Below are 11,176 nucleotides of genomic sequence, written 5' to 3' on the forward strand. Positions count from 1 at the left end.
TATCCCATCCCCACCGGAGAACCCCACATGAGCGACACCCTTACCCAACCCATGGAAACCCTGACCGACCTGCGCACCCTGCGGGCACAGCGCAACAAGAAGCTGTTGGGCGATCGCCCCCCCGTCCAGAAAGAAGAAGCCAGGGCGGCCTACGATCAGTCCGTGGGCAAGGACCAGCAGGCCATTGAGGAGCGCCGGCAGCGGTTGCTGGATTGGGCCGAGAAGGCCAGCCCGGAGCAGATCGAGGCCTTGCAGAAGAAGATTCAGGAGACCGACAAGGCCAGGGCCGAAAGCCAACCCGACAACCAGCACGAACAGGTGGCCTTTCAGACCGTCCAGCAGTGGCGCCAGCAGCGTCAGGGGGAAGAACAGCGCCCTCCCATGCTGACCCGTGAGCAGCGGATGGAGAACGGGCCGGGGCGCTTGGGCTACGCCGAGTATGCCCGCACGGCTCAGAAGGAAGCTGAGTTCATGAAGGACTATGAGAAGAACTTCGACTGGGATAAGCACGAGAAGCAGCGCCAGCGGAACGTCTTCAGCCAGTAATCCTTGGTCAAACGACTAAAGTCAAAAACTGCCCGGTTCTTCACAGAATCGGGCTTTTTTGCGACTTGACACCCAGTTCTGGTGTGGTTTCCTGAAGGTGTAACAAGAGTAGACCGACCTACTCATAAACTACCAACCCAGGAGACCGACATGTTGATTGAAGCCCTCAAAGATTTCGCTTTCGAGAACCTCGTTCCTGTTGTAGTTGCCGGATTCCTCTTGGTGGCGATGTTCATCGCCGCATTCATGTGGTTCCCTGCTGCAATCCCACACTTGCTGAAAGCCGTGATTGGCGGGTTCGTCTTTGCCGTCGGCATCATCTACGTTTCTAAATGCTCCTTCGACTAACTGGCAGTGTGTTCCGTCGTTGTCACATTTACGTCCGAAAGAGCATCCGCCGGTTCGATGGCGACGAGTTCATGTTCTGGCTTCACCCCCTCTGGGTCATCACAGTGATGGTCTGGATGATCTTGGCACCCATCCCGGGATGAGCATCGTTCCGAACGGTAAAGCTTCACAAGGGTCAGTAGTCCGGTAATGCAGCCGGGGCAGTCTGTAAAACTGTTGGCATTGCGTCCCCTGTAGGTTCAAGTCCTACCTGACCCACCAACGCTGGTGATGGCCTTTTGCTTGACGGACGCAGATTCGTCTTTACAACCATGGGGATGGACCCCCGTGAATCTCTCCAACACCAATTGCGCCCCCTGGGCCTCCACCGAACGGAGGTCCTGGTGGACGCCTTGCTGCATGCGTTTGGCGCCGAGCAGCAGCACGCTTCCGTCGTCCTGGCCCGCGCACATGCCTTGAGCCTGGCCCCCGTCGAGGGGCGACGAGGCGACCTCTCCTGGCAGGTGAGGAAAGGCGACAACGACTGGGCTACCCAAGTGGACCTCCGTTGGGGGCTTCACCGCTTGACCTTCGACGTTCCCGAAAACGCCTCGACCCGAGACATGGTTAGGGCCTTCGAGCGGCGGCTGGGTGACAAGAACGAACCCATGGCGTTCAGTGCCATCGCCGATCACGTGGCCCGCCTTACCCCTGCCCAGCACACGGGGTTGTTCCATGACCTGGCCATGGCTGCTGAAGAGGCCAGTGCACAACAGGCCGACGCCCAACGCCTCAGAGACAACGCTCCATGGCAAGCCTGGCTCACCGGGGCTTCGCGTGCAGGGCACGAAGCGGCCTTACTGGCCTGCATCGAGATGGGGGCCGAGGTGCGCATGGCCGATGCCAGCGGCAACACGGCGCTCCACCATGCGTCCCGCTTCGGGCATGCCCACCTGATAAAGCCCTTGGTGGATGCCGGAGCCGACATTTCGGCTTTGAACGGGCAGGGCTGGGCGCCGCTCCACCTCGCCGCCCTCCACAAGCACGCCCGCGCCTGCGATCAACTGATGCGCAACGGTGCCGACGCCGAGCAGCCCGGCTGGCGGGGGCGCACCCCCACGCGTATGCACCAGCGTGAGCGCAGCTATGAGCAAGCCCAAGCCCTATGACGCCCTGGGCGAGGTTCCCGGCAACGTCGCCCCTTCACAACCGGTGCGCTACTGGCACCGCGCCTTGCTCGGCGGCGGATTCACGTTCGGGGTGGTCTACGTAAGCGCCATGGGCGTCGCCTGGTTCATCCCCAACCCGGATGGCCAGCTCATTCGCTTCACCGATGCCCTGAAGGGGGGCCTGGTGACCGGCTACCACTTCCTGACCGCCGGCATCTCCCTGCGTGCGGAAGCCCGTCAGTTCATCGAATTGGTCTCCTACCACCACCCTTGGGCCACCTGGACGCGGATCGGAGTGTCCCTTGCGCTGGCGGTCTACCTGGCAGTGCGTGTGTTCCTGAAGGAAGCCAAGCCGGTGAGCAACACATGGCACCTGGCGGGTCCGCAATTGCTGGAAGGCCAGGAGGCCATCGTGGAAGCGCGTCGCCGCTCGCTGACGCCGAAGGAGGTAGTAGGCGACCCGTTCGCCTTGTCGTTGCATCCCGACCTGGTGTTGTCGAAGAAGCAGTGGGCACGTCACGTGCTCCTCACGGGTTCGGTGGGCTCGGGCAAGAGCGTCATCCTCAAGCACATCCTGGAGCAGCTGACGCGGATGAAGGGCGCGAAGCTGTTCCTCTACGACATCAAAGGGGATTTCACCTCGATCTTCAAACGGCCCATCATCGTGTCACCGTTCGACTCACGGTCCTACGTGTGGGACGTGGCCGCTGACGTGCGCACCCCCACACAGGCTGCCGCCTTCGCGGCTTCTCTCATTCCTGAAGGAGAGGGCAGCTCGAAGTTCTGGACCATGGCCGCCCAGGATCTCTTTATCGGGTGCGTGCGTGAGCTGCAGAACACTCAGCCGGTCGCCTGGGGCTTCCCTGAGCTGGCCCAGCTGCTGCGGCGACCCGCGGCGGTCATGTGTGAGGGAATGCGCCACCACTACCCCCGCGGCGCTGCCTTGGTCGCCAACGCCGAGAGCCAGACCACCGCCAGCGTGTTGTCCACCCTCGGTGGCTTCACCCGCCTCATCGATGATCTGGCCACCGCCTGGCCCAAGGTTGGCAAACGCCGCTTCTCAATGACCGAATGGATTCGAGACGACTACATCGGCCGCAAGCAGATCATCGTTCAATCGGGGCCCGATCCTACGCTGACCAAGGCCTACATCGCTGCCATGATCAACGTGGCGGTTCCGGATCTCATCGGGCCTGCGCTGCCGGACAACGAAAGCGGGCGAGGGCTCTACTTCGTGTTCGACGAGCTCACCAGTGCAGGACGGCTGAACATCGACCCGTTGCTGGCACTGGGGCGCAGCAAGGGCGTGGTGGCCGTCATGGCGGTCCAGGACCATGCCCAGATCGAACTGGTCTACGGCGAAAAGACGGCGCAGGCGTTCTCATCCCTGGTGGGCACCCACGTGGTCTGCCAAGTCCAGATGGGCGCTACCCGCGAGAAGCTCGCAGGCCAGTTGGGCAAGCACAAGGTAGCTTGGCGTTCGCACGAGGACAAGGCGCAGGTCCATGAAGAGAGCAGGGCGCTGATCTCCAGTGGGGAGCTGACCGACCGACTGGGCTTCCGCAAGGGCAAGCGCTACGGACCTGAGAAGTGGGGCATTGAGGCGATCGTCCAGATGGGGGGCGATGTGCTCCTTCTCGCATGGCCAGGGAAGACCTACCCGCAGGTGCGCGAAGGGCAGGAGTCCGCAAAGTGGACCACCAAGCCCGCTGGACCGGTGGAAGGTGAGGCGACGCCGTCGGTTACGTTGCCGGGTGGTGCGTTTGCCTTCCCTATCACCCAGAGCGGCGTCGAAGACGTCCAGCGTGTGCTGGCCATGACCCCCGAAGAGATCGACGCGCTGTTCAAGCGGTGAGCGGCCTTGCCAACTCTCCGATTTCTGGGACCTTGGATCAGTCAAGGTTTCGGAGCTCCCCATGATCAACTGCACGCGAATCGACGCCCGCGGCCACAACAAGCGCAACGGCAACATGTTCGACTACATGTTGGCCACCGAGCGCCTGTCCATCGACGGCGCCGTGGCCTACTACGCCGGAGGCGGGCCCGATCCCCGCCAGACCCTCAATTGGGGCGGGAGCCTTGCGGCCGAACTGGGCCTTAAAGGTCAGCCGGTCACCCGCGAGGTGATGGAAAAGCTCGGCAAGGGCTTTTCACCCACCGGAAGGCCGTTGTGCCAAAACGCGGGCGAGGAACCCCGACTGGTCATCAAGACAGATCGCTGGGACAACGTGCGCCTGGACGAGGATGGCAAGCCGATGGAGAAGTGGGAGGGCGGCCATCGGGTGGGGTTCGATCTGACCATTTCCGCCCCCGGGGATGTGAGCGTGGCCTTTGCGCTGGCGGACGAGCGCGAGAAGCTGGCCATCCTGGAGGCCCACCGCCAGGCCTGCGCCGTGGCCATGGGCTACATCGAGAGCAAGGTGGAAACCCGCCGGGAGAAGGGAGGAAAAGAAGTCATCGGAACGCAGGGCCTGGTGTGGACCGCCGCCGACCACGTAAGCAACAGGAACGTGCAAAGTGACCTTCACACCCATCACCTGGTCTACGGGATCTCGAAGGGCGAGGACGGCAAATGGGGCACCTTCGACGCCATCGAAATCTACCGTCACCGCCACGCCGCTGATCACCTCTACAAGGCCGAGCTCTACAGCGCGATGAAGGCGCTGGGCTACGGGATCCAGCGGGAGCGCGAGGTGGACGTGATGGGGCGCGAGACGGGCCAGATTCTCACTACCATCGCGGGCATCGACCGGGAACTGGTGCTCCAGGCGAAGACCCGTCGCCAGGAAATCCTGGACTACGTCAAGGAACACCCTTCGGCCAGCCACGACGAGGCCTGTAAGGCCACCCGCAAGAAGAAGGAAGAACCGCCGTTCGAGCAGGTGGTCAAGGACTGGCAGCAGACTTTCGCCAACATCGCCAAGGAAAGACCGGATCTGGTCCCCACCACCCAGTCCCTCAAGCAGACCAAAGGGCAACACCTGGACCCACATACATTCGATGAGGTCTTGAAGCGCATGCACGAGAACGAGGCGATGTTCTGCGAGCATGACCTGGTTCGGGAGCTGGGTATGGAATTCGCCGGGCAGAAGAACGCCGAACAGGTGCTCAAGATGGTGAAGGAGTTCACCGAACAGGACGACCTGGTGCGCGTGAAAGCCGAACACCTCCACGAAGACGATCGGGGAAATCGGTTGGCGCGCAAGCACCGCGAGGACCGATTCGCCGCCACCTGGATGGTCGAATGGGAAGCCGAGATCATCCGCCGCTCGAAGGAGCGGGAGAACGAGACGGACCTGAAGCTGTTCCGCTCTACGGTTGACCGGGAGATCGCCGCGTATGAGAAGCGAAAGGGGTTCACCCTCACCGAGGAGCAGAAGGCCGCCATCGGTCACCTGACCTATGGAACCGCAGGTGTCGGCGTCATGTCGGGGTTGGCCGGCACGGGCAAGACCACCGTGGCTGAAGTCTACAAGCAGTGCTTCGAAGCGGAAGGAAAGCAGCTGATGGGGCTGGCAGTCGGTGGCAAGGCCGCCAAGAAGCTGGAGGAAGAGTCCGGCATGCCTTGCATGTCCGTGGCGAAGTTCTTCTCCCAGGTGCGGCAGGGCAAGGTGGCCCTGACGAAGAAGGACGTGGTCGTGCTCGACGAGGCTGGGATGATCGCCACCGGCGATACCTTAAAGCTGATGACCTATTGTCAGCGCATTGGCTGCAAGCTGTTGGTCCAGGGAGACACAGATCAGCTCCAGCCCATTGCGGCCGGCAACGGCTTCGAGCTGGCAAAGATGGCCCTGGGCGACACGAAGTTGACCGAGATCCGTCGGCAGAAGAACGCCGGTGACCTTGTCACCGCGAACAGCTTCTACGAACGGGACCACCACGGGAGGGTCAAGGACATGCGCCGAGGGCACCGGAGCCGCCAAGGCACCCTCGATATGGGTGCGCAGATCCTTCGCAATCTCAAGGAGCGAAATTGCATCGACGACTTCGGCACGGACAAACAGGCCATCAAGGCGTTGGTAGACGACTACCTGAAAGACCCCACCCCGATGGACGAGAAGTTGGTCCTGGCCCACACCCGGGGCGAGGTCACCACGCTCAACATGGCCATCCGAAAAGGGCTGCAGGAGCAGGGGGTGCTGGACAAGGAGGAAGTCACCTTCCGGTCGATCGTGAAGGGGCAATGGGAAGACCTGACGCTGTCCCGGCGAGACCGAGTGATGTTCACGGCGACGAACAACGATCTGGGCGTCATCAACGGCACGGAAGGCACGGTGGAGAGCATCCGCAAGGACAAGGCGGGAGGCTACGATCTGGTGGTGCGCATCGAAGCTTCGAACCCGAAGGAGAACGGGCGCCTCGTGCGGTTCAACACGAGCGAGCACAACGCGCTGGCCCACCGGTATGCCATGACCGTCCACAAGTCCCAAGGGCAAGGCAAGGCGGAGATCTACCACCTGGCCACCAACATGGGCATGCTCGACCAGCAATCGGCCCTGGTGGCGTTCACGCGCCTGACCAAGGGCAGCTACCGCATGTATACGACGGACGACGTCATGGAGCGCATGGCCGAACGCCTGGGCACCGAACGCCATAAGGAGATGGCACTGAGCGTCGGACTGTCCGAGACCCAGGCCGCTCCCGTGCGCAACCTGGTCCAGGACGTGGAAGAGCTGCTGGCGGGATTGAAGCCGAAACCCCAGGTGCCGGTGCAGAAGCAACGCGGCCCCGTGCTCACCCGGTGACGCAGCGGGCCAGCAGCAAGAGGCTGGCCCCCACCGTGATCCACGGCCACCACAGCACACGTTTCACAGCACGCCTCATCGGTGTGCCCAGTGTCCACCGGCACTGATGTGCCAACCATCGCACGTGAGGCGTTGCCCGACGGTGGGGGTTGATGACGATGCCAGGTGGCTTGGCGTAGACACGCCATCCTTCCTTCGACGCCCTGACGCGCCAGGCCTGTTCATGGGCTTCGGCTTCCGCCCGGGTGGCCGTCACCACGCTCAGCACATGGAACTGGAAAGGGCGGTGCCAACCGCCTTGGCGCGAGCGGTGCTGTTTCTCCCGCTGCTGCGGGTTCGAGCTCTGGCCTATGTAGCAGCCCCCGTCGTCGAACAGCAGGGCGTAAAGGGTGCGGGGCAGTGCGTGATACTTCTCGCTGCGTCCGAGGTGGTGGCGTTGGGTCATGGCCTCTCCGTGAGTGAAACGACCCACTCACGAATAGATCAGATTCGAGGACTGGCAACCCCTTGCGCGTTCCCCATGCCGATCTACCGTGGCTTACCGACCTCGAGAGGGAACAGGCTTTGGACAACCGATGGATGCGAGCAGCCCGCGTGGGTGACACAGACGAACTGAGCCGGCTCCTACAGGCGGGCATGGATCCCGGCCGTTACGTGCTGGTCGATCAGGGCATGGTGTCCCCGATGGCTGAGGAGGTGACGGCGCTCCACCTGGCCGCATTCGGGGGCCACCTCGATGCCTGCCGATTGCTCCTGGCCAATGGCGCGGAAGTGGATGCCCTGACGTTGCCCTTGGAGCGCAGGGAGAGCGGAGACACGCCGCTGATGCGCGCCGTCTGGGGCCGCTCGATCGCGGTGGCCGAATTGCTGTTGGAGGCGGGGGCGGACGTGGACGACGTCGACGGAATGACGGGGGACGCGCCGTTGCTGGCCGCGGCAAGGTCGGGCCAGCCGTCCATGTGCCTACTGCTTCTGGAGCACGGCGCGGACCTGGAAGCGTTCAACCAGGACAGCGAGAGCGCCCTGGACCTGGCCGACGATTCGGAAACGCTGGAAGTGCTTCAAGCCTGGCGTGCGTCCAAGAAGGCGGATCGCTTGGCACAAGTGTGGGCGATGCCGCCTCCTGATCCGGCGACCCGAGCTCGGCTTTAAACGCTTAAAAGAAAAGCCCGGGACCAGCCTGGGCTCTTCGTGTGGGTCAGCAGGGAGCGGGGCTCACCGTTCGCTGACTCGTTGTAGTGTGAGGAGCGCACTTGCTCCAACAGCAATTGCCGTGTCGTAGCTGACTTTGAGGGCCACACCGAGAGCCATGCAAAGTGGGTGCCTTTTCAGGCGGGTTACAACTAATCCATTTTCTTCTCTATCCATGATGTCGTTCCTTATGTTGTCAGTAATGCATGGGTTCATATCCTTTGCGTTGGGGTTGATCCATCCCCTGACGGCTTCCAGGGCGATGGCAAACATCGGCGCTACTACGACTGCGACAGTCACTGCAGGTGGGGTTGTAAGCCCGGCTCCTACACCGAAATTGTTGGGGCTGATTATACGCCATTTGGGCCCGGATTGCAACTGTAAGTTCTTGTAAATTAAAGCAATTCAATTGAATTTCAGCGGGCACGAACAAGGGCCCCGAAGGGCCCCTGCCGAGACGGATCACCTCCTTTTATCGGCCGAGCCGGATGGAAACACCGACGCCGCCCATGGGCTTCGTCTCACCGCTGCCGAAGGACAGGCCGGCGCTTACGTTCACGCGTTCCGACACGCGGCTGGACCAGCCCACGGCGATGGCGGCTTCGTTGCCGTAGAAGCCGACACCGGCGTTCACGGCGACCTCGCCAACGGCCAGGCCGTAGGGGCCACCGGCAGCGGCCATCTGCGCCATGGCAGCGGTTTGCGCCCCCAAGCCATTGATGCGCTTGTCGGTGCGGTCGAAGCGGCGATCGATTTCCGTCCAGCGGTCGTCGAGGGATTGCTGCAGGTTCCACAACTGCCCACCGTTGACGGCGTCCGTGGAGCCGGCTGCCACCCGGCCGTCGGCCACCTGGGTGACCTGGCGGTATCCCATGGCCACCTGGTTTGCGCCCGTGGTGCGGGTGTTGGCCCCGATCGCCACCGAGTTGGCATGCGGGGCTTGCGCGCCGTAGCCCACGGCTGTCCCGTTGGTGCCGGCGGCGGAGAACGCACCCACGGCCGTGCCGTTCTGCTGAGCGACCGTGGCCGAACCCACCGCCGTGGCGTTGGCCTGCTGGGCCTGGGCGTTGTTGCCGAACGCCGAGGCAGCGCGTCCGGTAGCTTGGGCGCTATGACCCACCGCGGAGCTGACGTGTCCGGTAGCCGAAGATCCGGCGCCGGCTGCCAGGCTTCCGTTGCGAGCGGTGGCTTGCTTGCCCACGGCAGTGGAGAAGATTCCCTCTGCAATCGCATCCTCACCGATCGCAGTTGTGGCTGGGCCATGCGCGTTGGCGTTTCGACCCACGGCAATGGCACCAGAGTTATTGTCCCCAGGGTTGGTGTCGGGGTTCGCGACGGCGTTCTCGCCGATGGCGATGCTGCCACCTCCTTCCGCAGACGCGTATCGACCTGCGGCAACGCTGCCCAGTCCGTCAGCGTCCACTTGCGCGTTGTCTGAGCCGTCGTTGTTCCCGTTGGCCTGGAAGTAGCGGTTGGGACCCGTGCCACCGTCCATGTTTCCCATTGAGGTGGCGCTGCAACCCAGTGAAGTGGCTTCGTTGCCCTCCGCCGTGTCCCCCACGCAAGGGACATAGTCGACATTGCCCCCATCAGCGAGTGGTCGGGCACCGATGGCCGTCGAGAGGTGGGTGATCGCTTGGGCGTTGTTACCCACGGCTGTGGTTTCAGACGCTGAAGCATTGGCGTTGCTTCCAACCTGGACCTGCGCCATCGCCGTGCTAGAGAAAAGGCAGGCGAGCAGCGCGACGTGAATATGGGGGCGTTTCATGGTGGTTATTCTCCAAGAGTAGGGGTGTCTACTCACGAGTAACACGCAATAGAAAACGCGCAAGGGGGGGGCTAAAAGAGCTTCCCGACCCGACCACAGGACCGACAGGAAACCGCGCCGGGCCGGGAAGCAGCAGGCAAGGAGGAGGCCTGCCTCTTCTTTTCTATACAAGGATTTCGGATTGGCAAGGGGTCTTGCGAGTTTTCGATTTTCCTTTTGCATGAAGAGTAGTCCCGTATGAGTAAGGAGGCCTACTCATGTATTCCATCTTCATCAGGACGCTTCTGGCGTCTGTCCTGTTCCTCGTTGTCACTGCTCCTGCGCAGGCCCACGTTCCTGCCGACTCGATCGCGGACGTCCACGGCAAGAAGCCGGGGCTGTTCAAGCGGTTGTTCCACCGCCACAAGGACGCTCCTCAGTGGGACGGTGTCCACCCCGACCTTCGGGCCAAGCTGGAGCGGATACAGCAGAAGATGAAAGTGGAGGGCTATGACCTGCGCCTGGCCGAGGGCTACCGGTCGGAGGAGCGCCAGGCCGAACTCCTGGCCAGCCAGAAGGGCGTGACCCAGGCTGGGCCCGGCCGGAGCTGCCACAACCATGGCTTCGCTGCCGACATGGTCATCTACAAGCGGGGGCGACCCAGCTGGAACCTCAAGAACGACCATGTGCGCGAAGGCTACGAGCGCTACGGGGAACTGGCCCAGGCGGTCGGCTTGCGCTGGGGCGGTGCGTGGACCAACTTCAAGGACATGCCCCACGTTGAGCTTCGGGCGCCCTGCCTTCTGGCCATTCGTTCTTATCAGGCCGGGCACGAGGTGAGGGTGGCGGCCGTGGTGCCCGAGCCCTTGCCGCCCCTTTGGCCTGGACTGGACCCTCTGGCCATCACTCCTGCGGAGGCATGCGATGGGTTCGTGTGCCGCAGCCCCTGGGAGTGGAGCGTGTCCACTTCGCGGCTCGCCTGGAGCGCGTGGTGGTCCTTGCCCATGCCCGTGATCGAGGGGCCTCAACGGTGCCCGGTGAGCACTGATTTCAGGTCGCCGTGGCGGGCCCCTGTTGCAATGGTGTTGCGACGGCCGATCCTGAATTTTCGAAAGGGTGGAAAAACCGCTATAAACAAGGGATATGGGCGCATCACATGAACATACGCCAATGGTGCTTCATCAACGGGGTGTGTTCGGGCTTCTTCTCGGTCACGCGGGGTCCACTTCAATTTGCCGGGCGGCGGCATAGGGCCGCTATTGTAGGCGCAGTGTCGGGGATGGACGAGGCCGGGGCTTTGGGAGGCGATAACCGCGACGCGGGTCGCGGTGAAGCGGCCGCCAGCGCCTGCTGGCGCTGAGGACGTGCGCAGTCTTCCTGAATGCTTGGTCGCGGCGCGGGTCGGGGGCGCCGATAGGATGGCGATGCTCCTTCTGGCATGTGTTTAGTCG

At 62.9% G+C, this 11,176-nt stretch carries 10 protein-coding genes and 1 tRNA gene; 8 read left to right on the forward strand and 3 right to left on the reverse strand.

What is annotated here, in order from left to right; all coding sequences use genetic code 11:
• Positions 1 to 27: 27 nt before the first annotated feature.
• The 6 genes from ACVOMF_RS00660 to mobF all read left to right on the forward strand — a co-directional run bounded on the left by ACVOMF_RS00660 (position 28) and on the right by mobF (position 6,787).
• Entirely contained in the window at positions 28 to 546 is a 519-nt protein-coding gene (locus tag ACVOMF_RS00660) for a hypothetical protein (protein WP_481507591.1), read from the forward strand.
• A gap of 150 nt (positions 547 to 696) precedes the next feature.
• Positions 697 to 894, forward strand: a complete 198-nt coding sequence (locus ACVOMF_RS00665; protein ID WP_481507592.1) for a hypothetical protein — start codon at positions 697 to 699, stop codon at positions 892 to 894.
• 172 nt (positions 895 to 1,066) lie between these two features.
• Positions 1,067 to 1,155, forward strand: a tRNA-Tyr gene (locus ACVOMF_RS00670).
• 122 nt (positions 1,156 to 1,277) lie between these two features.
• On the forward strand, positions 1,278 to 2,042 hold the full coding sequence (locus tag ACVOMF_RS00675; RefSeq protein WP_481507593.1) for an ankyrin repeat domain-containing protein: 765 nt from the start codon (positions 1,278 to 1,280) through the stop codon (positions 2,040 to 2,042).
• A complete protein-coding gene (locus tag ACVOMF_RS00680) occupies positions 2,020 to 3,897 on the forward strand; it encodes a helicase HerA-like domain-containing protein (RefSeq protein WP_481507594.1) in 1,878 nt (625 codons plus the stop codon). The genes ACVOMF_RS00675 and ACVOMF_RS00680 overlap by 23 nt, the downstream gene beginning before the upstream one ends.
• 61 nt (positions 3,898 to 3,958) lie before the next feature.
• Entirely contained in the window at positions 3,959 to 6,787 is a 2,829-nt protein-coding gene (mobF, locus tag ACVOMF_RS00685; protein WP_481507595.1) for a MobF family relaxase, read from the forward strand.
• On the opposite strand, the gene ACVOMF_RS00690 is transcribed toward mobF, so the two are convergent.
• Complete coding sequence (locus ACVOMF_RS00690; RefSeq protein WP_481507596.1) at positions 6,777 to 7,232, reverse strand: GIY-YIG nuclease family protein; 456 nt, start codon at positions 7,230 to 7,232, stop codon at positions 6,777 to 6,779. The two genes, mobF and ACVOMF_RS00690, sit on opposite strands and share 11 nt — an antisense overlap.
• 134 nt (positions 7,233 to 7,366) lie before the next feature.
• On the opposite strand from ACVOMF_RS00690, the gene ACVOMF_RS00695 reads away from it, so the two are divergent.
• The gene (locus ACVOMF_RS00695) at positions 7,367 to 7,939 is read left to right on the forward strand and encodes an ankyrin repeat domain-containing protein (RefSeq protein ID WP_481507597.1); all 573 of its coding nucleotides are present in this window, start codon (positions 7,367 to 7,369) and stop codon (positions 7,937 to 7,939) included.
• Between the two features lie 63 nt (positions 7,940 to 8,002).
• Here the strand turns inward: ACVOMF_RS00695 and ACVOMF_RS00700 are convergent, their stop codons facing one another.
• Positions 8,003 to 8,251 carry a hypothetical protein gene (locus tag ACVOMF_RS00700; protein WP_481507598.1) on the reverse strand — a complete coding sequence of 83 codons (249 nt, stop codon included), beginning with the start codon at positions 8,249 to 8,251 and terminating at the stop codon, positions 8,003 to 8,005.
• Between the two features lie 199 nt (positions 8,252 to 8,450).
• The gene (locus ACVOMF_RS00705; protein ID WP_481507599.1) at positions 8,451 to 9,482 is read right to left on the reverse strand and encodes a YadA-like family protein; all 1,032 of its coding nucleotides are present in this window, start codon (positions 9,480 to 9,482) and stop codon (positions 8,451 to 8,453) included.
• A gap of 521 nt (positions 9,483 to 10,003) precedes the next feature.
• Between ACVOMF_RS00705 and ACVOMF_RS00710 the strand changes: the two genes are divergently transcribed.
• Positions 10,004 to 10,885, forward strand: coding sequence for a M15 family metallopeptidase (locus ACVOMF_RS00710; RefSeq protein ID WP_481507600.1), 882 nt, complete (start codon positions 10,004 to 10,006; stop codon positions 10,883 to 10,885).
• Positions 10,886 to 11,176: the final 291 nt, after the last annotated feature.

This window comes from Stenotrophomonas sp. STEN022, assembly GCF_056760155.1.